We start from the raw sequence: 21,981 nt of genomic DNA on the forward strand, positions 1-21,981 counted from the left end.
CCACCTCCGTTTATATATTATTAATTATATATGATGCTATGTTCTTATCAGTAATTGACAAAACACTCACCACCTTTCTCCCGAGACATTTTCCCAGGAATTCTTTCTCCCCGTATTCAATATACTTTGCATTATATTGGTCGCAAACAAATTGAACATTTTTTTTGGTTTTATCTGAAGCATCAGATGCTAATAATACTAATTCACTTTTATTGCTTTTAATATTTATTAACGTTGCATCGTAACCAATTGATATATTGCCGCCCTTTTTCGCTATGCCCAGCATAGAATAGATTTTATTCATTTTTTGCTATCTCAAGCTTTATAGATTCGTAAATTTCCTCAGGAATTTCCGCTTCAAGAGATTTTGATAATCTCTTTGATTTTATTGCTTTTTCAAAGCATTCAGTTTTTTTACAAATATATGTACCTCTGCCGTTAAGCTTACCTGTAGTATCAAAGAATATTTCATTTTCCTTTGTCTTTACTATTCGGCATAGTTCCTTTTTAGGAAAGCTTTCCATGCATCCGATACATTTTCTCATGGGAATTTTTTTTACTTTCATATTTCCTCCTCTGAGCTTCTTTCCTTTTCCTGAGATTCACTGATTATATCTATTTTCCAACCGGTCAGCTTTGCTGCCAATCTTACGTTTTGTCCTTCTTTTCCTATTGCAAGCGACAATTGATTATCAGGTACCACGGCAACGGCACTTTTTTCCTTTTCATTAGCTGTAACCCTAACTATTTTAGCAGGTCCTAAGCTGTTGGCTATGAATTTTTCAGGGTCTTTATCATAAATAATTATATCGATTTTTTCCTGGTTGATTTCATCTATGATGTTTTTAACTCTTACTCCCTTATTACCGACACATGAACCGATCGGTTCTACATTTGGATCGTGTGAAAATACGGCAATTTTAGTTCTTGAACCTGCTTCTCTTGAAATTGAATAAATTTCAATGATACCGTCATGAATTTCCGGAACTTCAAGTTCAAACAATCTTTTTACAAGATTAGGATGGCTTCTTGACAGCATTATGCTTGCACCCTTTCCGGAATTCTTAACTTCTACTATTACCGTCTTGATTCTGTCACCAGGATTGTATACCTCTCCCGGTATTTGCTCTCCGCTCGTTATTATACCTTCGATTTTACCAAGATCAACATAAATATTACCCTTGCTTTCTCTTTGAACTATACCTGTAAGAATGTCTGATTCTCTGCCGTAAAATTCGCTGAATATGGACTCTCTTTCTGCCTCGCGAATTTTTTGAAGTATTACCTGTCTTGCGGTTTGTGCCGCAATTCTGCCGAAATCTTTTTTCGGCTTAATTTCAATTTTTACAATGTCATCAACTTCATATCTGCCATCAATAGCTTTTGCCTCACCAAGAGAAATTTCCTGATTGGGGTTCTCAACGATTTCTGAAACCACTTTATCTTGAAATAATTTATATTCTCCGTTTTCTTCATCAATATCGATACTGAAATTAGTTGCTTTGCTGAAATTTTTCTTATAACCTGTTTCTAAAGCAGCCTTGATTGCTTCCAATACAACGTCCTTACGAATTCCTTTCTCTTTCTCTAATTCGCTTAACGCACTTAATATTTCCTTGTTCATAACGTCCTCCACTAAAAATCCTCTATAACTTTATTTATTTTAGAAATATCTTTAAGTTCAATTGTAATTATTTCTTCGGCTTGTATTACTACACTGTCTTCATTTTTTTCAATTAATTTACCCTTAAATGCCTTTTTACCGTCCATTGGTTTAAAAAGCTTAGCTTCTACTGTTTCACCTATATTTTTCTGATAGTCTGCATCGGTTTTAAAGGGTCTTTCAACTCCCGGAGAGGATACCTCCAAAAAATACTGTTCTTTTATCAAGTCAACCTCATCAAGCTTTTTATTAAGTACCCTGCTAATATCGGCCGTATCATCCACAGTAATTCCTCCGGGTTTGTCAATAAATATTCTTAGATATTTAAATGGTCCTTCTTTCACATATTCAATATCTACCAATTCAATCTCAGTATTATGTACTATCTCTTTAACTATCTTCTGAATCGAGCTTTCTATAGATTTTTTATTCATTTATTCTTCCTTTCCCAATACTTAGTACAATTAGAAAGAGTGGGCAACCCCACTCTTTCTGTCAAAAATAATCTTTTTTATATTATACCACAGTTATTTTAAATAATCAAATATAAATTTTAATTTTCACAAATTTTCAATACATATTATTTATATGTTAACTTAACTGTTGTCAAACGTTAAGCCGTTTAATTCATCACAGATAATCTTCCAATTCGGAAGAAATTTGTTCATATACGATTTAAAAATATCATTATGGTATCTTTCTAATAGATGTACCATTTCATGTACAACTATGTATTCGAGACATCTTGGATTTTTCTTGGCAAGTTCAAGATTTATCCAGATCCTTTTATCTCGTACATTACATGTTCCCCATCTGGTCTTCATAAGCTTTATGTTCCATTCATTTACTGTTACGCCGATAATCTTTTCCCATTTTTCAATATATTCGGGAATAATTTGCTTTAAATTATTCCTGTACCATTCAGTCATTATCTTTTCACGTTTTTCAGACGTACTGCAAGGTCTTACATATAAGTCAATATATTTGTTATTTCTAAGCTCAGCATGCTGTCTGCCTGTCGTTTCATATACATTTAACAAATAACTTTCACCAAAGTAATAATGACTTTCACCTGATACGTATGCTCTCTCGACTTGTTGTTCCTGTAAAGAATATTTTTTTCTTTGTTTTTTAATCCATGATAGTTTTGATTCTACAAAGAGCTTTATTGCTTTTTCATCCATCCTGTATGGTACAGAAAGGCTAACCCTTCCATCCGGAGGACGAACAGACAGATGAATGTTCTTTATTTTCTTTTTGACCAATTCTATATCTATGTTTTCTACAGTTATTTTGTCCATTATTATCTACTCTGCTTCATTAATGATTCCCATCTCTTCAATTTCAGCCAATCTTGCATAATACTCTTTATTCGGTAAACCGGTTATATCATTATTATAAGTATATCTCAAAGATAATCCATATGGATCCCAGTGTGAAACAGTACTGTTGTAGAAGCATTCATAGGCATCGCCATCGCCCTGACTGTATCCTATAAATGAACCGACCCATTTTACATTAACCATTGTCCTTACCCAGACACCGCTTCCGCTGTTACTTATATGCCCTGAATTAAAGCCGGTAAACCCGCCTATACCAAATGGCATATTTTCCAAGGAGCTTCTCTTGTAATCCTCGATTTCATCACTTGTAACAATACCCTTGACGCTGCAATTTACTATATCAGCACCATTGCTTCCTACAAATCCGCCAATCCAGCTTTCGCCGAAAACCTCAACGTCAGCATTACATTTAATGATTTCGCACCTTAGTTCTTCTCCGTTTAATTTATCTCCGCCATATGATTCACCTGCTAATCCTCCAACAAGCACAGTTCCCTTAACTGTACCGCTCACATAACAATTTTCTATTTTTGAACCATATATTCTGCCGGCAAGTATCCCGGATCCTACAGAGTAATTTTCACCCATATTTTCTATATCTGCATTTATAATGCTCAAATCCCTTACCTCTGCCTCCTGGCCTAATATGGAAAAAAACCCACAATAATTATTCATATATTCAGACTCGTCTGCTTCCGCAGCAATATTCAAGTTATTTATTGAATGATTATTGCCGTAAAGAATTCCGCAAAATCCTATTTTATTGGGTCTTCTGAGGTCATATTGTTCCATGTAATCCGGATATTTACCCATGGACATAAAATCAATACCGTTCATATCAATATCACACATAAGATTGTAGGTTGAACATATTTCACTGTACAAACCGCTGTTCACACGCTTTGACATTTCCACTACATCTTCAGGGCTTGATATATCATATGATTTTCCCACTAATAATTCACCATAGCCGTTATTTGTATATATTTCTTTTGCACTGTCCATATCATAGATATTTTCAACATGGATAATTCGGTACATCTGTTCTCCCGCCTCATATATGTCCGATAAAATATCCGGAATATCCTCTTCTGCCAATATATAAGGTACTGCCGTATACCTTACGGGATAAAGCCAATGCTTACTTCCGTCATCATTGTTGACAAACCTTCCGTACAATACATTTATTTGTCCATTTACATCACTAATTTCAAATGGTTCAAGACTGATGTCCGGATACTTTGGAAGGGGATAAAAATAGTTGCCGTTATAGCTTCCCTTTTTTATTAACTCCTTATCAATAAAGAGAGATGCAATTTCCTTTGCAGCTTCGTGTGGTATTGTAATAGTTGAATCATCAACAAATTTATCCTGCTTATTCAAATCAACCAACAAGCCCATGGCATATGTAATAGGTGTAGATTCATTAAGATCATATCCCCATGCATATTTTTCATTCATTACAGTAAATTCATGCACCTTTGAATAATCAGCTTCCGGCTCTTTCTTAATGCTGTTTTCTGTTGGTGATTCATTTGAAATAATATTACCCGCCTGTCTGTTGCATGAACACAAAAATATAAATGAAATTATTACTAAAATAAAATACTTTTTCATATGAAATGCCCCCGTTTTACACATTAAATATTGATATTTGGTTTGTTTTGTCCATATTTTTTAAGCTGCCGTGCTTTTCTAACACTTCGATGACGGTCTTGCTTACCTTTGCTCTTTTTATTATATCTTCAATTGATATAAATTCCCCGTTTTCTCTTTCCGCTTTGATGCTTGCTGCCGCATTGGCACCAACACCCTGTAATGCCGAAAGCGGAGGAAGGATGCCATCTTCTGTAAGTAAAAATTTGCGGTCATCGGATTTGTATAGGTCAACCTTTGTAAACTTATAACCTCTTTTATACATCTCAAATGCAACCTCAAGTACGGTTATCAGGTTCTTTTCTTTTGCTGTTTTATCATTACCCTTTTCTTCAAGAGTTTTTATATTGTTTAATATATTATTTTCGCCCTTTGTTATTATTTCCGCATCAAAATCTTCAACCTTTATAGTGAAGTATGTTGCATAAAACGCTTCAGGATAATGGACTTTAAAATATGCAATTTTTACGGACATGGTTACATAAGCTACAGCATGTGCCTTAGGGAACATATATTTAATCTTATTGCAGGAATCAATGTACCACTGAGGAACATCTTGTTTTTTCATAACCTCTTCGTCTTCTTCCCTGAGTCCTTTGCCCTTTCTTACACGCTCCATAATATCGAACGCCTTTTTCTTCTCGACGCCCTTTTGGATCAGGTAAACCATAATGTCGTCACGTGTGGAAATAACCTCACCAATGAGAGCATGTCCCTGTCGTATAACTTCCTGTGCATTGTTAATCCAAACATCGGTTCCGTGAGAAAGACCGCTTATACGGACTAAATCAGAAAATGATTTAGGTTTTGTATCCATAATCATCTGGCGAACAAATGGCGTACCGAATTCGGGTATAGCCAATGTTCCCGTTTCACAGTTTATTTCATTTAACTTAATTCCAAGTATTTCAGGGCTGGTAAAGATTTTCATAGTGTCAGAGTCATCTGTAGGCACATCCTTGCTGTTAACCTCAGTAAAATCCTCCAACATACGGATAATACTTGGGGTATCATGACCAAGAAGGTCAAGCTTTAATATACGTCCCGAAATAGAATGATAATCAAAGTGTGTAGTTATCGTTCCTGATTTATCATTGTTTGCAGGATACTGTACAGGTGTGAAATCATGTATGTCCTTGTCCCCCGGAACAATCATAACTCCGCCGGGATGCTGTCCGGAAGTACGCTTAACACCTAAGCAGCCTTGAATCAGACGATCGATTTCAGCTCTTCTTTTATTGACTCCCTTGTCTTCAAAATAATTCTTAACAAAGCCGTAAGCCGTTTTATCTGCTATGGTGCCTATAGTACCCGCTCTGTATACCTTACCCTTACCAAAAAGCTCTTCGGTATATTTCATGCAAATACCTTGTTCCTCTCCTGCGAAATTTAAGTCTATATCAGGCTCCTTGTCTCCTTCAAATCCCAGGAAAACTTCAAAAGGTATATCATGTCCGTCTTTAGTTAAATTTGTTCTACAGTTTGGACAGCTTTTATCCGGTAAGTCATAACCTGAACCATAGCTTCCGTCTTCAATAAATTCTGAATATTTGCAATTCGGACAAATATAATGAGGAACTAAGGGATTAACCTCCGTAATTCCTGCCATGGTTGCTGCAAAAGAAGAACCGACCGAACCTCTTGAGCCGACCAGATAACCGTCTTCATTAGACTTCCAAACAAGCTTTTGGGCAATAATATACATTACAGAGTACCCGTTACCGATTATAGAATTTAATTCTCTTTCTAATCTTTTTTCAACTATCTCAGGAAGCTTATCCCCATAGATGGATTTTGCTTTATCATTGCAAATATTTCTTAATTCTTCATCAGAGCCCTCGATTATAGGAGGAAATGTTCCTTTTGGTATTGGCAGTATGTGTTCAACAGAATCGGTAATTATATTTGTATTTTTAACTACTACTTCATAGGCACGTTCTTCCCCTAAGTATGAGAAATCTTCAAGCATTTCATCGGTGGTTTTTAAATAAAGCGGAGCTTGATTTTCAGCATCTTCAAAGCCTTGTCCCGCCATCAGGATTCTTCTGTACACTTCATCCTCTTCCTCTAAGAAATGAACGTCTCCCGTTGCTAAGGTAAGCTTGTTTAGCTTATCTCCTAAACTTAAGATTTTTCTGTTTATATCTTTTAAGTCTTCTACGCTGCTGACTCTTTCGTTGTTTACAAGAAACATGTTATTTTGAAGCGGCTGTATTTCTAAAAAATCATAAAATGCTGCAATCTCTTCTAATTTTTCGTCACTTGCACCGTTTAATACCGCACTGTAAAGCTCTCCTGATTCGCATGCTGTTCCTATAATTAGTCCTTCTCTAAGCAGTTTTAAGTTGGATTTTAATATTCTTGGTTTTTTATAAAAATATTGTATATGTGATTGGGAAACTAAATTATATAAATTTTTAAGCCCTGTATAATTTTTAACCAAAATATTTACATGATATGAAAATTGCTTTACTAAATCTATTTCTTCCTTTAAATTTTCATTAAGATTTCCTATTTCGTATAAATTTCTGTCATTTAATATGTTCATTAAATATATGAACAATTGAGCTGTTGCATTTGCATCATCAATTGCTCTGTGATGGTTTTCTAACTTTATACCGAGTTTTTTAGTCAGTGTATTTAATCTGTGATTCTTAACATCCTTTATAAGTGCCTTGGACAGTTCCAAGGTATCAAGCACTGATGGATCATATAATTCATTTAAGTTCACCAACACTTTATTCTTGATAAAGCTTACGTCAAAGCTTGCATTGTGAGCCACAAGGGCACTGTCACCGACAAAATTTAAAAATTCAGGTAACGCACTTGTTATTTCCGGTTGACCCTGAAGCATATCATCAGTTATAGATGTCAGCTCAATTATTTTTGCCGGTAAATTTCTATTGATATGAACAAAGGTTGAAAAGCTGTCAACAACTTTTCTGTTTACTACTTTTACAGCACCTATTTCTATAATGTCATCTGTTCTTGGATTTAACCCTGTGGTTTCTATGTCAAACACTACAAATTCACTGTCAATATTCAAATTGTCACACTTATGTACGATATTAACAGTGTCGTTTATCAAATAGCCTTCCATTCCATATATGACCTTGAAATTCTCATCAGCACATTCCATTGCCTCGGGAAAGCCCTGCACTACCCCGTGATCTGTAATAGCCATCGCTTTGTGACCCCATAGCTTTGCTTTCCTTGCATATTCTTTAAATCCGTTTATGCCGTCCATAGAGCTCATGCCTGTATGAAGATGCAGTTCAACTCTTTTTTCCTTTGAATTATCTATTTTGGATGGTTCCTCTTCTATTAACTGCATCCCGTTAATCTTAACAATAAGCTGTTTTTCATAATCATCGTTTTCTGCATTTCCTACAATTTGAATATATTTACCCTTTTCAAATCCATCATCTTCAAAATCTTTCGGACAAAAATATTTGCAGCTTATTGAATCCGTCAGATCTGTAACCGTAATAACCATAAGGACAGTCCCGGTTTTTAGCTCCCTCTTATCAAGGTTTATAATCTTTCCTTTTATGTTAACAATGCCTGAATCCGTTGTTATTTCTGAAATTTTAGAAAGAGGTATACTGAAATCTGTTTCGCTTTTCTTTCTTCTCCTTGAGAAATTACCTGTTTTTTTGTATGCTTCAGTGTTTGTTCTCTTTTCTGCTACAGTACTTCCATTGCTTTTTATTATTTCCATGCTTTTTTTAAGTTCTTCATCTAATATTTGCTGAGCTGTTATAGCTGCCTCACTGTCAGTTTCATCTAAAACAAGCTTTATATTATGAGAGCATTTGTAGTTTTTAAGAATGTTGGTTAATTTTTTTTCTATATTATTATTTTCTAATTCATTCATTAACAATGTATTGTTTGCTTTTATAACAAATTCATCGTTTCTAAATTCAATTTTTAGGCTTTCTGCTGCTTTTGAAAGTACTGCAGAATATTTTTTCATACAATAAAAAAAGTTATTTATAACTTTTTCTATAAATAATTTATTGTTGTTTGTATATGTATCATATAAATCATAATCTATATTTAATTCAATATTTACATTATATTGCTTTTGAATTTTATCTGTCACGTAATCCAATTCATAAAAATCAATTATTGAGCTGCTGACTGCATAGAATCTTACAATATTTTGACTTTTTATAACCTCGATTTTTTCAATTGATAAATCGTTTAAACTTTTATGTTCATCCGTCTTCAAAATATTATTAAAAAACATAATACTCTCCCATATCATCCTAATACTAATTCGCATTAAGTGAGTTCCCTGAAGCGAATTAAATACTGTTTTCTTATGTTGCAGACAAATATCTGTCCGCATTTTAAATAAAAACAGTATAATAAAGATTATACCACCAAAAAAAGCTAAATTCAATATGATAAAGACATATATAATATGGATTCAAAAAATCAATTTGACGTTTCGTTTGATTACGATTCGTAAAAATTTCGTAAATTTTCATGTAATCGCTTTACTAATTCCGAAAATTATGCTAAAATACTAAAAATATATTTTTCGCATTTTAATCTTTAGTATTTTTCAAAAATAATTGTCGAAATTATCATATCTCAATTCACTTTTTAAAATTCACATAAATATTTTTTATGAAATTTTTAATGTACAAGCAAAATATGGTTTTTTTGCGTTATATTTTTATTTATTAAATTGTTGAAATTGTAAATGATAATAAATAATATGATTGGAGTTGAACGTATGGATTGGAAAACATCATTAAAAAACAACATTACAACAGCAGAAGAAATCAATGAGGCACTAAATTGGAATTTGTCTGAAAAAGAAAAAATTAAATTGAATGAAATAGTTGACAGATATCCTATGTCGATACCTCATTATTACTTATCTTTAATTAATAAGAATGACCCTGAAGACCCTATCAGAAAACTGTGTGTACCTTCTATATTAGAAACAGACATGAGCGGAAGCTTTGACACAAGCGGCGAAGCAAGCAATACTGTTGTTAACGGTCTTCAACATAAATATAAGCAAACAGGAATGTATTTGTCAACCAACAGATGTGCTATGTATTGCAGACACTGTTTCAGAAAGCGTTTAGTAGGAGTTAATGATGATGAAATAAACAAAGATTTTGATGATGTGATTAACTATATAAAGGAACATAAGGAAATGACCAACGTTTTAATATCCGGTGGAGATTCCTTTATGAACAGCAATAAAAAAATCCAAAAAATATTAGATGAACTGACTAAGGTTGAACATTTAAGCTTTCTGCGGTTCGGTACAAGAACTCCGGTAGTTCTTCCTTCAAGAATTTACGGTGATGAAGAACTGTTAAGTATTTTAGAGCACTATAATAAAATAAAACAAATATATATTATTACACATTTTAATCACCCAAATGAAATTACAAAAGAATCCACTATGGCAATCGAATCGCTTAGAAGAATAGGTATTGTAGTAAGAAATCAAACAGTTTTATTAAAAGGTATAAATGATAATTCTGAAACATTAGCAAGCTTAATGAGAGGATTAGTTGAAATAGGAGTAAATCCTTATTATATATTCCAGTGCAGACCGGTATCTGGTGTTAAAAATCAATTTCAGGTGCCTTTCATAGAAGCGGTAGATATAATAGATGAAGCAAGAACAAAAATAAGCGGATTAAGTAAAAGCTTTAAATATGCAATGAGTCACCCTACCGGCAAAATTGAGATAATCGGTAAGTTAAATGAAAATGAAATACTCTTTAAATATCATCAGGCAAAATACGAAAAGGATCAAGGACGATTAATCAGTATTAAGGTTACACCGGATCAGGCATGGCTCGATAATATAATATAAGCAGATGACCAAATCTTTGATTTGGTTTCGGTAGTGATAAGTAAGTTATAAAGCGGAATGAAAATTTCGCTTTTTTATATAATATTAGAAAATAATAAATAATATTTGATAAAGTTTAAAAATATAATTATATGGTATAAATGTGGGAAGGCGGTAAAATTATGGGAAATATTTGTGAAATAAATATGACCTCAATTATTATAAGAATAGTTTTGGCAATGTTGTGCGGCGGACTAATCGGTCTTGAAAGAAGCATAAAAAGCAGACCTGCAGGTTTCAGAACCTATATGATTGTATGCCTGAGCTCTGCCCTGGTTATGATGACAAATGAATTTATTTTCAATAAATTCGGTGGCGGGGACCCTGCGCGTTTAGGAGCTCAGGTTATCAGCGGTATTGGTTTTTTAGGAGCAGGAACAATTTTGGTCACAAACCGCAGCCAAGTAAAGGGACTAACTTCAGCTGCCGGCTTATGGTCTTCTGCATGCCTTGGTCTTGCTATAGGAATCGGCTTTTATTACGGGGCAATTTTCGTTGCTGTTGCGGTCTTATTAATAGTAACATTATTTAAAAAAATAGAGGAATATATTACTTCAAACAATAAAACTATAACCTTATATACTTCGTTTTCATCCTTGGAGCATTTTGATAATTTTATAAGCTACATTCATAAATCTAATTATAAAATTGTTGACATTGAAATTTCAAAGGATGCTTCATTAAAGGAGTTGTCGGTAATAGCAATACTTATATTAGAAGCAAACAAAAAATTCAACCATACTGAAACAATACATAAATTCAGTTCTTTTGAAGGATTAATACATTTAGAGGAATTATAGATAAGCAGATGACCCAAATCTCTGATTTGGGTCATCTGCTTATCTATTCTAATTCTTCTTCTGAAGCTTCTTCTGTTTCTTCAGAAGATTTTCCTCTCTTTGTTTCAACTATTGATAAAACGATTTGTTCAGGGTTACCGTCCGGTACAATGCCCTGTGGGAATTCTATATTAGAAACATTAATATTTTCTGCTCCCTTTACATTTGAAACATCTACTATTACTTCGTCAGGTATATCCTGAGGTAATCCTTTAACTGATATTGTGTCAAGCTGTCTTAATGCCATTAGCTTACTATGTTCAAGTACATCTGCCCCTTTGATCCTGATTGGCAATTCAGCTCTGATTTCTTCATTTAATGATACCTGCTGTATATCTACATTCAGCATATTACGGCTAAGCGGCGAATAATAAATATCCTTTACCATTCCTATCATAGGTTTTTCACCTTGCATGACAAGTTTGAAAAGTGCATATCTTCCATAGGTTGCTAAGCCCTTTCGAAGTTCCTCAGCTTTAACTGCAACTGAAATTGATTCCTTACCCCTGCCTGAAATACTTCCCGGAATATATCCGTTATTTCTAAGCTTTTTGCTCGTTCTTGAATTTGTAACAGCTCTTCTTTCAATGTTTAAAATTCCTTGTTGCATTGTATCCTCCTTTTAATGCGTTAATTAATCTATAACACCCCGCTATATTTATGTATAAAAATAAGTTGAATTTTTAAAGAAATTCAACTTATTTTATTGTATATTAAATTATACTACAATTTTACAATATTGTCAATCCATTTCCAGATTTTCGATTTCCTCCAACAGCGTTTTAACAATATCTTCTTCTTTAACTTTCCTTATAATTTCACCTTTTTTAAACAGCAGTGCTTCTCCTGCTCCGCCTGCAATGCCTATATCGGATTGTCTTGCCTCTCCGGGACCGTTAACCGCACAACCCATTATTGCAACTGTTATTGGCTTATTGACGTTCTTTAACCCCTCTTGAATTTTTTTGGAAAGCTCAATCAGCTCTATTTTTGTTCTGCCGCATGTTGGACAGGTAATATAGTTTATACCAAAATTTCTGAGCTCCAAGCTTTTTAGAATTTCTCGGGCAACCTTAACCTCCTCTTTCGGGTCGTCAGTTAAAGAGATTCTCAAAGTATCTCCTATACCATCTGCTAACAGGGCTCCCACACCAATGGCTGATCTTATACTTCCCTCAAATAAGGTTCCTGCATGAGTGATACCTAAATGAAGAGGGTAATCTCTTTTTTGAGCCATATTCCTATATGCCTCAATTGTCATTTTAATGTCTGTTCCCTTCATTGATATAACTATATTATTATAATTCAAATCTTCTAAAATTTTCACATGCTCCAGCGCTGATTCAACCATACCTTCAGATGTTACTCTACCGTCATATTTTTTCAATATTTCTTTGTGAACACTACCTGCATTAACTCCTATTCTTATTGGAATGTTTCTTGGCTTTGCCATTTCAACAATTTTTTGAACCCTTTCCACGCTGCCTATATTGCCGGGATTTATTCTTAATTTATCAATTCCGTTTTCTATGCTTTTTAGTGCAAGACGATAATCAAAATGAATATCCGCTACTATAGGTATATGTATCTGCTTTTTTATTTCTTTTATTGCATCTGCATCTTCCATATCAGCAACTGCAACTCTTATAATTTCACAACCAACCTCTTGTAACCGGTGTATTTGATTAACGGTTGCTTTTATGTCTTTTGTAAAGGTATTGGTCATGGATTGTACAGAAATAATTGCATCGCCGCCTATTTGAACATCTCCAACCATAACCTTTGTTGATTTTCTTCTGATTATTTGATCCATATTGCCTCCCGAAACGATAGATTTGCAATAGAAAAGCAATTGATTAGCAATTGAGCAGCAATGACTAATCTTTCGTTTATCCATTGCTTATCCATCGCATATCCATTGCTTATCCAATGATTATTCTATTGTTATATTCTAAATATTCTCAATATATCTTTATACGTTATAAACAGCATAAAACCAATTAATACAACAAAACCTATAAAATGAATGTATCCTTCTTTTTCTGCAGGAATTTTTTTACCTCTTACTCCTTCCACTAATAGAAAAACCAGCTTGCTGCCGTCAAGTGCAGGTACGGGTAATAAATTCATAAATCCAAGGTTTATGCTGATAAATGCAGCTAAATTTAACAGTGATAACAATCCGCTCTCCGCTGCTTCTCCAACCATTGATATTACCATAATAGGTCCGCCTAAGGCATCACTGCCCAATTTTCCTGTTACTAACTGACTTATTGTTTTAAACATTAATTCTATATAGTAAACAGTTTTATAAGCTGATGATGAAATTGCGGTTGTAAAGGATTTTTCCAGCTGGGTATTAAATTTGACGCTGATTTGTCTCTGTGGAATAATATTAAAATCAATTATTTCACCCTTTCTGTCAACTGTAACCTTTACCGGATTTCCCTCACTTGCTTTTTCCACTTCTGAAGTTAATTCTTCCCACGAGTTTATATTAACATCATTTATTTTTATAACCTTATCGCCATCCTTTATTCCTGCCTTGTAAGCAGGAGAGGTAACGTCTGATGGCGAAACGGTTGTTGTTGTCTTACCATCCACAATTACAGTTGATATACCAACCATTTTTCTGTAGTTATTCTCTATTGTCGCTTGCTTTAGCTGTCCGTTTCTTTCATACTCTACAGTATAATGAGTATTGTTCGGATTAACTATCTCATAAAAAATATCTTCCCAGATATATGCTCTATCACCGTTTATTGATACTATTTTGTCGCCGCTCCTGAGTCCCGCTCTGTATTCGTTTGAATTTTCATCGATATAATCAATATGATTACCATAAACTCCGAAAGAAAATGCGATGATTATAAATAAAGCAAGTGCTAAAGCGTAATTCATCAAAGGTCCTGCGGCGATTACTTTAGCTCTTTGCCATATTGTCTTGGTGCTAAAGCTTGTTGAGGTTCTTACTTCCTCTTCTTCGCCTTCCATTTGAACGAATCCGCCTATTGGTATTGCTCTTATGGAATAAATTGTACCTTTTTTTTCTGTTTTTATTAAAGTAGGACCCATGCCTATTGCAAATTCATATACCTTTATACCTACACTTTTTGCTGCCTTATAATGACCATATTCATGTACAAGTACAATTGCAGAAAATACAAGTATAGATGCAACTATTGTCAACAAATTATACCTCCTATAGGAAATGCTGAACAAAGTAATAAACAATCGGAGCTACAAAAAGAACACTGTCAAATCTGTCTAAAATTCCACCGTGCCCCGGAAGCATGTTGCCAAAATCCTTTATTCCGGTTTCCCTTTTAATTTTTGAAGCTGTAAGATCGCCTGCCATTGAAAAAACAGATGCGCTCACACTAAATATTATAATGTAAATATATTTATTTATTCTTAAATAATAGAAAAACAAAAGTGAAAATATAGTGCATCCAATGATGCCGCCAATAGCTCCTTCTATGGTTTTATTAGGACTTACTTCAGGATAAAGCTTATGTCGACCTAATAATTTTCCTGTAAAATATGCAAAAGTATCGGTTCCGAAAGCAATAATATATACAAGCCATACATAGGGTGAGCCGTTTAACATCATCATATGATACATGAAAAACACCGCATATGTTCCTATAAAAATGATTTTGGCTAATTTGCCAACATCAACTTTTTTAGTAAATACAAATATCAAAAAATTCAATGATATGTACAAAAATAGAAAGAAATCAAAAAAATGACGATATTCTGTTATTTTTTCAATAAATAAAGCAATAGCAAACAAATAATTGACAATTGCTCCGTAATCAAAGCCATTGTTAAAGTAGACCTTTGAAAGCTCATAAATTACAATACAAGTAATGCCAAAATACACAAAATCATATATATCTCCGCCTAAATAGGTCACCAATGCAATAAAAGCTCCGCCTGCTACTCCTGTAATCACCCTTTTTTTCATCACGACACCGCCTTAATTTCCGAATCTCCTTTTTCTGTTCTGAAAATTATGAATAGCTTTTATTAGTTCTTCCTTATTAAAATCCGGCCACAAAACATCTGTAAAATAGAATTCTGTATAAGCAAGCTGATACAAAAGAAAATTGCTTAAACGAATTTCACCGCTGGTTCTTATTAAAAGATCAGGATCCGGCATTCCGCTTGTAAATAAATAATCCTTAAATTTTTCTTCGTTTAACTCATCTATATTAATATTGTTGTTTTCAAAATCGTTTATTATGCTTTTAACGGCATTTATTATTTCGTCTCTTGAGCCGTAGCTTAAAGCAATATTTAAGTGAAGTGTTTTATTATTCTTTGTCAAATCTATGGAACGTTTAACTTCAACTTTAGTTTTTTCAGGCAAATCTTCTATATTTCCCATTAATGTTATTTTAACATCATTTTTATGTAAATAATCAAGTTCCTTTATTATGAATTCTACCAGTAAATTCATTAAGTAATCAACTTCTTTTTTATCTCTTCTCCAATTTTCGGTCGAAAAAGCATATATAGATAAATACTTTATACCCAAAGAAACACAATTTCTAACCAAGTCTGTTACTCGTTGTGCCCCTTCTTTATGTCCAAATTTTGCAGGCAGGTTTTTTAATTTGGCCCACCTTCTGTTTCCATCCATTATAACTGCAAGATGCTCGGGAATTAATCCTGATATCACTTGTTCTTCTTGATTCATTTAAACATCTCCTTAAATACGCGGAATGCATACAAAAAATACAGCTCAGGCCTATTTAAAATCATTAGGCCTGAATTTTGCTTGCGCTTACAGCATAAGCGACCGACACCAAATTAAAATTTGGGGTATCTTGCTTAATAGTATGAAACATATAATGTAACGAAACCATCTGAAACATGTTGTCTGATTACATATGGTTTATTTAAATCGTTAAACTTCTTATTAGTTCCGATTACCTTTTTTATATTAATAACTCTGTAATTATTATCTTCAAAAAATTTCAGTGCATCCTTTAATGGATAACCTGTTAAATTATCCATACTAAACCTCTAATATTTCTTTTTCCTTTTCCTTATAGATGTCATCTACAAGCTTTATGTATTTATCTGTAACTTTTTGTGCTTCTTCTTCAGCTTTTTTAAGATCATCTTTAGTTAATTCACTTGCTTTTTCAAGTTTTTTAAACTCTTCAATAGCATCTCTTCTGATGTTTCTGATAGCAACCTTAGAGTTTTCCGTTTCTTTTTTTACTACCTTCAATAAATCTTTTCTTCTTTCCTCTGTTAAAGGCGGAACAGATAATCTAATGAGCTTACCGTCATTAGACGGGTTAATACCTAAATCAGATGTTAAAATAGCTTTTTCAATGTCCTTAACCAAACTGCCATCCCACGGCTGTATAACGATAGTTCTTGGGTCCGGCACAGATATATTTGCTACTTGATTTATAGGAGTCATAGTGCCATAATAGTTTACCTGAATTTTGTCAACTAATTTTGGATTAGCTTTGCCAGCTCTGATTGCAGCTAACTCATCCTTTAAAAAAGAAATTGATTTTTTCATTGTTTCTTCTGAGTTTCTAATTAAATCTTTATACATCTCATACCTCCTTTATTATTGTTCCTATATCGTCACCCATAATTATTTTTTCAATATTTTCCGTATCTTCAATTCCAAAGACTAATATAGGAATTTTATTATCCATACATAAAGATGTTGCGGTTGAGTCCATTATTTTCAGACCCTTGTTAAGAACATCAATATATTTAAGTTCATCATATTTTATTGAATTTGGATTTTTATTTGGGTCGTCGGAATATACACCGTCAACTCCATTTTTTGCAAGAAGTATAATATCTGCATTTATTTCCGCCGCTCTTAATGCCGCGGTTGTATCAGTTGAAAAGTAAGGATTTCCCGATCCTCCTGAAAATATAACAACTCTGCCTTTTTCTAAATGTCTTACGGCTCTTCTTCTGATATATGGCTCTGCTATTTGTCTCATTTCTATTGCAGTTTGCACTCTCGTTTCAACTCCTATTTTTTCAAGAGCATCCTGTAATGCCAAACTGTTTATAATAGTTCCCAGCATTCCCATATAATCCGATGTTGTTCTGTCCATTTCCTTAGCGCTTGCTCCTCGCCAGAAATTTCCGCCGCCTACTACTATGGCAACTTCTACACCCATTTCACTGATATTCTTTATAACATTTGAAATTCTGTTAACTATTTTCGCATCAATACCGTGTCCGGCATTTCCTGATAAAGCTTCCCCGCTTACTTTTAAAACAATTCTTTTATACTTAAGGTCCATAAATTCCTCCAAGGTTTATTTGTATTAAAGGAGAACCTTAAAGTTCTCCATTATAAGATATATTTACCTCAGGACTATTGACCCATTTGTTTTGCTACTTCTTCAGCAAAATTTTCAGATTTCTTTTCTATTCCTTCACCTACTTCATATCTTTGAACACCGGCAACTTTTATATCCTTACCTATATTTTTAGCAGTGTTTTCGATATATTTTTTAACAGTGATATCTCCGTCTTTTACATAAGCTTGTTCTAACAAACAAACTTCCTTAAGTTCTTTTTGTAATCTTCCTTCAACCATTTTTTCTACAATGTTTCTTGGTTTGCCTTCATTTAAAGCCTGAGCAATCAATATTTCTCTTTCATGAGCTATGAATTCCGGATCAACGTCATCTGTAGAAATATATTTAGGATTCATTGCTGCTACCTGCATAGCTAAATCTTTTCCAAGAACTTCAAGAGCTTCCTTATCACCTTCTGATTCTAAAGCAACTATTACAGATATTTTACCGCCTGCATGTATATAAGCTACAACAGCACCGTTTTCAACTTTTTCAACAGCGAATCTTCTGATTGTCATATTTTCGCCTATTTTAGCTATTTTATCTGTCAAAGTTTCCTGTAAAGTTTTTCCACCCTCTACTTTAATATCTTTTAAAGCTTCTACATCTTTAACTTCTTGATTTAATACTACTTTAGCAGCAGTTTCTACAAAATTTTTAAATTCTTCATTTTTGGCAACAAAGTCTGTTTCTGAGTTTACTTCTACAACAGCACCTTTTTTACCGTCTTCTGATACCAAGGCGTATGTAAGTCCTTCAGCAGCTATTCTGTCAGCTTTTTTAGATGCCTTTGACAATCCTTTTTCTCTTAAGTAATCAATTGCTTTTTCAATATCTCCGTTTGTTTCTGCCAATGCTTTTTTGCAGTCCATCATGCCTGCATTCGTTTTGTCTCTTAGTTCTTTTACCATTGAAGCTGTAATTTCCATTTAATAACCTCCAGATTTAAAAAAGCAAGGTGTAAGGAAAAAATTCCTGACCCCTTACTTTGTTTTCTATTTTATTATTCTTCAAAACTTTCTTCTACTTTTTCTAATTCTTCTTCCGCTACATCATCTTCTTCAGGTTCTTCTTCAGTGAACTGAACACCTTGTTTTCCTTCAAGAACTGCGTCTGCCAATGTAGCTGTCAGTAATTTAACCGCTCTTATAGCATCGTCATTTCCCGGAATAACAAAATCAACTTCATCAGGATCACAGTTAGTATCTACTATTGCTACTACCGGTATTCCTAATATTTTAGCTTCCTGAACAGCTATTTTTTCTTTTCTTGGGTCTACAACGAATAATGCACCCGGAAGTTTTTCCATATTTTTAATTCCGCCTAAGAATTTTTCCAATCTTTCAGCTTCATTTTTTAATTTAATTACTTCTTTTTTAGTAAGAAGAGCAAAAGTTCCGTCTTCTTCCATTGCCTTTAAAGAATTTAATTTGTCAATTCTTTTTCTGATTGTAGAATAGTTTGTAAGCATACCGCCCAACCATCTTTGACTTACAAAGTGCATTCCGCATCTTGAAGCTTCTGTCTTAGTTGATTCTTGTGCTTGCTTTTTTGTTCCGACGAATAATACCTCATCGCCGTTTGCTACAACTTCCTTAATAAAATTGTAAGCTTCATCTACCTTATCGCTTGTTTTTTGCAAATCGATAATATAGATTCCATTTCTTTCTGTAAAAATGTACTCTGCCATCTTTGGATTCCATCTTCTTGTTTGATGACCAAAATGAACACCTGCTTCAAGCAGTTTTTTCATGCTAATAATAGCCATAATTTTCCTCCTTTTGTTTTTACCTCCAGAATTTTCAACTCATTCAAAAGACCTTTCGGCACAACTCTTGCATGATCTAATTCTGTGCGTAATTATGATTAAGTATATCATAGCTGTTTTTATTTGGCAATATATAATTAATTATTTTTTGCATAAATCTAAACGATATTTATCATCCAAAGCAAAGCAACGAATCTCACTATGAATTCGTATGGAGATTCTTCGCTATCGCTCAGTATGACACAATATCAAATTTTACAATTTTTATTTATACATGTCGGCTTATTATCTTTTATAACCATCATTTCACCGCAATCCGGGCATTTTTGATTAGTCGGTTCAAGCCAGGACATATATTTACAATCAGGATAATTGGTGCATCCGAAAAATCTTCTTCCTGCCTTAGAAAACTTAACGGCTATTTTCCCGCCGCAAAGAGGACAGTTAACATCTATAGTTTTTAATATAGGTTTTGTATTTTTACAATCGGGATAATTCGAGCAAGCTAAGAATTCTCCGTATCTACCTTTTCTCTTAAGCATTTTGGAACCGCAGTTTTCGCATATTTCATCGGTTTCCTCAGCTTGTTCGCCGGAATTTAACGGCTTTGTATTTTTACATTCGGGATAATTGGGACATGCTAAAAACTTACCGTATCTTCCCTTTTTTATCACCATAAAGGCACCGCAGTTTTCACATTTTACATCGCTTACTTCATCCTTTATCTCAATTTCTTCCATTTCCTTTTCGGCAACGTCTAACTCTGTTTTAAAACCACAATAAAAATCTTTTATTACTTCGTGCCATTCCTTTTTGCCTGATGCAATTTCATCTAAGCTGTTTTCCAATTCAGCAGTAAATTTTTCATTAACTATATTAGAAAAATATTTTTCCATCATTTCAGTTACTAAAAATCCCATATCCGTAGGAATCAGATAGTTTTTATCCTTAACAATATAATCCCTGCTTGTAATTGTGGTAATGGTTGGTGCATAGGTACTTGGTCTTCCTATACCCCTTTCCTCTAAATCCTTAATTAAGCTTGCTTCCGTATATCGTGCCGGCGGCTGTGTAAAATGCTGTTCCGGTAAAACCTTGGCTATTTCCAGCTGTTCTCCTGCTACAACGTTGGGCAGAAGCTTGCTTTCAGATTCATCACTGTATTTGTAAACTGCTTTATAACCGTCAAAAACCAGAACCTTGCCATTTGCTTCAAATATGTTATTATTGTTATTTAACAATACTTTTGTTACGTCATATTCTGCATCAACCATCTGAGAAGCAACAAATCTTTTCCATATCAGATTATACAATTTATATTGATCATTAGTTAAGCTGTCTTTTATTAATTCAGGATTTCTGAATACAGATGTCGGTCTGATAGCTTCATGAGCATCCTGCACCTTATTTTCACTTTTTTTAGATTTTGAATATGTCCGGTTTAAAAAACATTTTTCTCCGAAATTTCCGCTAATATATTCTTTGGCACTTGCAATTGCTTCATCTGATAATCGGAAGGAATCTGTTCTTATATATGTAACAAGACCGATACTTCCTTCTCCCTTTATGTTTACACCCTCATAAAGCTGCTGAGCAACCATCATTGTTTTTTTAGCTGTAAAATTGATTCTTCTGTTAGCCTCCTGCTGCAAGCTGCTTGTAGTAAAAGGTGCACTTGGCTTGGAATAGCTTTTTGTTTTATCTATTTTAAATACATTTATTTTTTCTTTATCAAGATTATTTAATATTTCATTAATATCATTTTCATTTTTTATTTTGACCTTGTTAACCTTGTCGTTATTATAATTTCCTACATATTTGGCAGTAAATTTCTTTTTTTGCTTTTTAACCTCCAATTCAAGCGACCAATATTCTTCCGGCTTGAATTCCATTATTTCTCTTTCTCTGTCGATAACTAACTTTAATGCAACAGATTGAACTCTTCCTGCACTTAAACCCTTCTCTATCTTTTTCCACAACAAAGGGCTGATGTTATAACCAACCAGTCTGTCAAGAATTCGTCTTGCCTGCTGTGCATCAACTAAATCTATATTTATCTTTCTTGGATTTTTGCTTGCCTTTTTAATTGCATCCTTCGTTATTTCATTAAATTCGATTCTTATTTCTTTATTTTCATCTAAATTTAAAATTTTAGCCAAATGCCATGAAATTGCTTCGCCTTCCCTGTCAGGGTCAGTTGCGAGATATATATTTTCGGCTTTTTTGGCTTCTTTTTTTAATTCCTTTATTACATCACCTTTTCCCCTGATAGTGATATAATTTGGCTCAAAATTATTTTCAACATCAATACCTAATTTACTTTTAGGTAAATCTCTAATGTGTCCAACCGAAGCTTTAACAGTAAAATTTTTGCCTAAAAATTTACCTATCGTCTTTGCTTTTGCCGGAGATTCAACTATTAACAAATTATTCATTATTTCCTCCAATACCGCTTGCATG

General features: G+C 33.6%; 20 protein-coding genes. 2 read left to right on the top strand and 18 right to left on the bottom strand.

Annotated features, from left to right (window positions below):
- Positions 1–10 precede the first annotated feature (10 nt).
- The 7 genes from RT412_RS10215 to RT412_RS10245 form a co-directional block, all read right to left on the bottom strand.
- On the bottom strand, positions 11–304 hold the full coding sequence (locus tag RT412_RS10215) for a ribosomal L7Ae/L30e/S12e/Gadd45 family protein (protein WP_313343225.1): 294 nt from the start codon (positions 302–304) through the stop codon (positions 11–13).
- On the bottom strand, positions 297–566 hold the full coding sequence (gene rnpM, locus RT412_RS10220; RefSeq protein ID WP_313343227.1) for an RNase P modulator RnpM: 270 nt from the start codon (positions 564–566) through the stop codon (positions 297–299). Before rnpM ends, RT412_RS10215 begins: the two co-directional genes overlap by 8 nt.
- Positions 563–1,624, bottom strand: a complete 1,062-nt coding sequence (nusA, locus tag RT412_RS10225) for a transcription termination factor NusA (RefSeq protein WP_313343229.1) — start codon at positions 1,622–1,624, stop codon at positions 563–565. Before nusA ends, rnpM begins: the two co-directional genes overlap by 4 nt.
- Before the next feature lie 11 nt (positions 1,625–1,635).
- On the bottom strand, positions 1,636–2,097 hold the full coding sequence (gene rimP / locus RT412_RS10230) for a ribosome maturation factor RimP (protein WP_313343232.1): 462 nt from the start codon (positions 2,095–2,097) through the stop codon (positions 1,636–1,638).
- Positions 2,098–2,259: 162 nt separating this feature from the next.
- Positions 2,260–2,964: a SprT family zinc-dependent metalloprotease gene (locus RT412_RS10235; protein WP_313343235.1), complete on the bottom strand. Its 705-nt coding sequence runs from the start codon at positions 2,962–2,964 to the stop codon at positions 2,260–2,262.
- A 6-nt stretch (positions 2,965–2,970) separates the two neighbouring features.
- Positions 2,971–4,623, bottom strand: a complete 1,653-nt coding sequence (locus RT412_RS10240) for a hypothetical protein (protein WP_313343238.1) — start codon at positions 4,621–4,623, stop codon at positions 2,971–2,973.
- 16 nt (positions 4,624–4,639) lie between these two features.
- Entirely contained in the window at positions 4,640–8,914 is a 4,275-nt protein-coding gene (locus RT412_RS10245; RefSeq protein WP_313343241.1) for a PolC-type DNA polymerase III, read from the bottom strand.
- A 495-nt stretch (positions 8,915–9,409) separates the two neighbouring features.
- Between RT412_RS10245 and RT412_RS10250 the strand changes: the two genes are divergently transcribed.
- Together RT412_RS10250 and RT412_RS10255 are read left to right on the top strand one after the other, a co-directional pair.
- A complete protein-coding gene (locus tag RT412_RS10250; protein WP_313343244.1) occupies positions 9,410–10,516 on the top strand; it encodes a KamA family radical SAM protein in 1,107 nt (368 codons plus the stop codon).
- A 161-nt stretch (positions 10,517–10,677) separates the two neighbouring features.
- Positions 10,678–11,355 (top strand): MgtC/SapB family protein, encoded by a 678-nt coding sequence (locus tag RT412_RS10255; RefSeq protein ID WP_313343247.1) that lies wholly within the window; start codon positions 10,678–10,680, stop codon positions 11,353–11,355.
- Positions 11,356–11,398: 43 nt separating this feature from the next.
- Here the strand turns inward: RT412_RS10255 and RT412_RS10260 are convergent, their stop codons facing one another.
- The 11 genes from RT412_RS10260 to topA all read right to left on the bottom strand — a co-directional run bounded on the left by RT412_RS10260 (position 11,399) and on the right by topA (position 21,956).
- Positions 11,399–12,004, bottom strand: a complete 606-nt coding sequence (locus RT412_RS10260; RefSeq protein ID WP_313343250.1) for a 50S ribosomal protein L25 — start codon at positions 12,002–12,004, stop codon at positions 11,399–11,401.
- A 132-nt stretch (positions 12,005–12,136) separates the two neighbouring features.
- Positions 12,137–13,207, bottom strand: a complete 1,071-nt coding sequence (gene ispG, locus RT412_RS10265; RefSeq protein WP_313343253.1) for a flavodoxin-dependent (E)-4-hydroxy-3-methylbut-2-enyl-diphosphate synthase — start codon at positions 13,205–13,207, stop codon at positions 12,137–12,139.
- Positions 13,208–13,338: 131 nt separating this feature from the next.
- The gene (gene rseP, locus RT412_RS10270; RefSeq protein ID WP_313343257.1) at positions 13,339–14,586 is read right to left on the bottom strand and encodes an RIP metalloprotease RseP; all 1,248 of its coding nucleotides are present in this window, start codon (positions 14,584–14,586) and stop codon (positions 13,339–13,341) included.
- 10 nt (positions 14,587–14,596) lie between these two features.
- Complete coding sequence (locus RT412_RS10275) at positions 14,597–15,364, bottom strand: phosphatidate cytidylyltransferase (RefSeq protein ID WP_313343260.1); 768 nt, start codon at positions 15,362–15,364, stop codon at positions 14,597–14,599.
- Positions 15,365–15,376: 12 nt separating this feature from the next.
- On the bottom strand, positions 15,377–16,099 hold the full coding sequence (locus RT412_RS10280; protein ID WP_313343263.1) for an isoprenyl transferase: 723 nt from the start codon (positions 16,097–16,099) through the stop codon (positions 15,377–15,379).
- A 134-nt stretch (positions 16,100–16,233) separates the two neighbouring features.
- On the bottom strand, positions 16,234–16,419 hold the full coding sequence (locus RT412_RS10285) for a hypothetical protein (protein ID WP_313343266.1): 186 nt from the start codon (positions 16,417–16,419) through the stop codon (positions 16,234–16,236).
- Position 16,420: 1 nt separating this feature from the next.
- Positions 16,421–16,978, bottom strand: a complete 558-nt coding sequence (gene frr, locus RT412_RS10290; RefSeq protein ID WP_313343269.1) for a ribosome recycling factor — start codon at positions 16,976–16,978, stop codon at positions 16,421–16,423.
- A 1-nt stretch (position 16,979) separates the two neighbouring features.
- On the bottom strand, positions 16,980–17,693 hold the full coding sequence (pyrH, locus tag RT412_RS10295; protein ID WP_313343272.1) for a UMP kinase: 714 nt from the start codon (positions 17,691–17,693) through the stop codon (positions 16,980–16,982).
- A gap of 74 nt (positions 17,694–17,767) precedes the next feature.
- On the bottom strand, positions 17,768–18,682 hold the full coding sequence (gene tsf / locus RT412_RS10300; protein ID WP_313343275.1) for a translation elongation factor Ts: 915 nt from the start codon (positions 18,680–18,682) through the stop codon (positions 17,768–17,770).
- Between the two features lie 74 nt (positions 18,683–18,756).
- The gene (rpsB, locus tag RT412_RS10305; protein ID WP_313343278.1) at positions 18,757–19,521 is read right to left on the bottom strand and encodes a 30S ribosomal protein S2; all 765 of its coding nucleotides are present in this window, start codon (positions 19,519–19,521) and stop codon (positions 18,757–18,759) included.
- 248 nt (positions 19,522–19,769) lie between these two features.
- Entirely contained in the window at positions 19,770–21,956 is a 2,187-nt protein-coding gene (gene topA / locus RT412_RS10310) for a type I DNA topoisomerase (RefSeq protein WP_398439282.1), read from the bottom strand.
- Between the last annotated feature and the right edge of the window lie 25 nt (positions 21,957–21,981).

Origin of the sequence: Sedimentibacter sp. (genome assembly GCF_032080165.1) — a bacterium.
Taxonomy (GTDB): domain Bacteria; phylum Bacillota; class Clostridia; order Tissierellales; family Sedimentibacteraceae; genus Sedimentibacter.

Coding starts and splice junctions, on each gene's coding strand:
- rimP (WP_313343232.1), bottom strand. CDS start 2,097: ATGAATAAAAAATCTATAGAAAGCTCGATTCAGAAGATAGTTAAAGAG.
- topA (WP_398439282.1), bottom strand. CDS start 21,956: ATGAATAATTTGTTAATAGTTGAATCTCCGGCAAAAGCAAAGACGATA.
- rpsB (WP_313343278.1), bottom strand. CDS start 19,521: ATGGCTATTATTAGCATGAAAAAACTGCTTGAAGCAGGTGTTCATTTT.
- rnpM (WP_313343227.1), bottom strand. CDS start 566: ATGAAAGTAAAAAAAATTCCCATGAGAAAATGTATCGGATGCATGGAA.
- RT412_RS10235 (WP_313343235.1), bottom strand. CDS start 2,964: ATGGACAAAATAACTGTAGAAAACATAGATATAGAATTGGTCAAAAAG.
- nusA (WP_313343229.1), bottom strand. CDS start 1,624: ATGAACAAGGAAATATTAAGTGCGTTAAGCGAATTAGAGAAAGAGAAA.
- RT412_RS10260 (WP_313343250.1), bottom strand. CDS start 12,004: ATGCAACAAGGAATTTTAAACATTGAAAGAAGAGCTGTTACAAATTCA.
- ispG (WP_313343253.1), bottom strand. CDS start 13,207: ATGGATCAAATAATCAGAAGAAAATCAACAAAGGTTATGGTTGGAGAT.
- RT412_RS10275 (WP_313343260.1), bottom strand. CDS start 15,364: ATGAAAAAAAGGGTGATTACAGGAGTAGCAGGCGGAGCTTTTATTGCA.
- pyrH (WP_313343272.1), bottom strand. CDS start 17,693: ATGGACCTTAAGTATAAAAGAATTGTTTTAAAAGTAAGCGGGGAAGCT.
- frr (WP_313343269.1), bottom strand. CDS start 16,978: ATGTATAAAGATTTAATTAGAAACTCAGAAGAAACAATGAAAAAATCA.
- RT412_RS10285 (WP_313343266.1), bottom strand. CDS start 16,419: ATGGATAATTTAACAGGTTATCCATTAAAGGATGCACTGAAATTTTTT.
- RT412_RS10245 (WP_313343241.1), bottom strand. CDS start 8,914: ATGTTTTTTAATAATATTTTGAAGACGGATGAACATAAAAGTTTAAAC.
- RT412_RS10215 (WP_313343225.1), bottom strand. CDS start 304: ATGAATAAAATCTATTCTATGCTGGGCATAGCGAAAAAGGGCGGCAAT.
- RT412_RS10255 (WP_313343247.1), top strand. CDS start 10,678: ATGGGAAATATTTGTGAAATAAATATGACCTCAATTATTATAAGAATA.
- RT412_RS10240 (WP_313343238.1), bottom strand. CDS start 4,623: ATGAAAAAGTATTTTATTTTAGTAATAATTTCATTTATATTTTTGTGT.
- RT412_RS10280 (WP_313343263.1), bottom strand. CDS start 16,099: ATGAATCAAGAAGAACAAGTGATATCAGGATTAATTCCCGAGCATCTT.
- tsf (WP_313343275.1), bottom strand. CDS start 18,682: ATGGAAATTACAGCTTCAATGGTAAAAGAACTAAGAGACAAAACGAAT.
- RT412_RS10250 (WP_313343244.1), top strand. CDS start 9,410: ATGGATTGGAAAACATCATTAAAAAACAACATTACAACAGCAGAAGAA.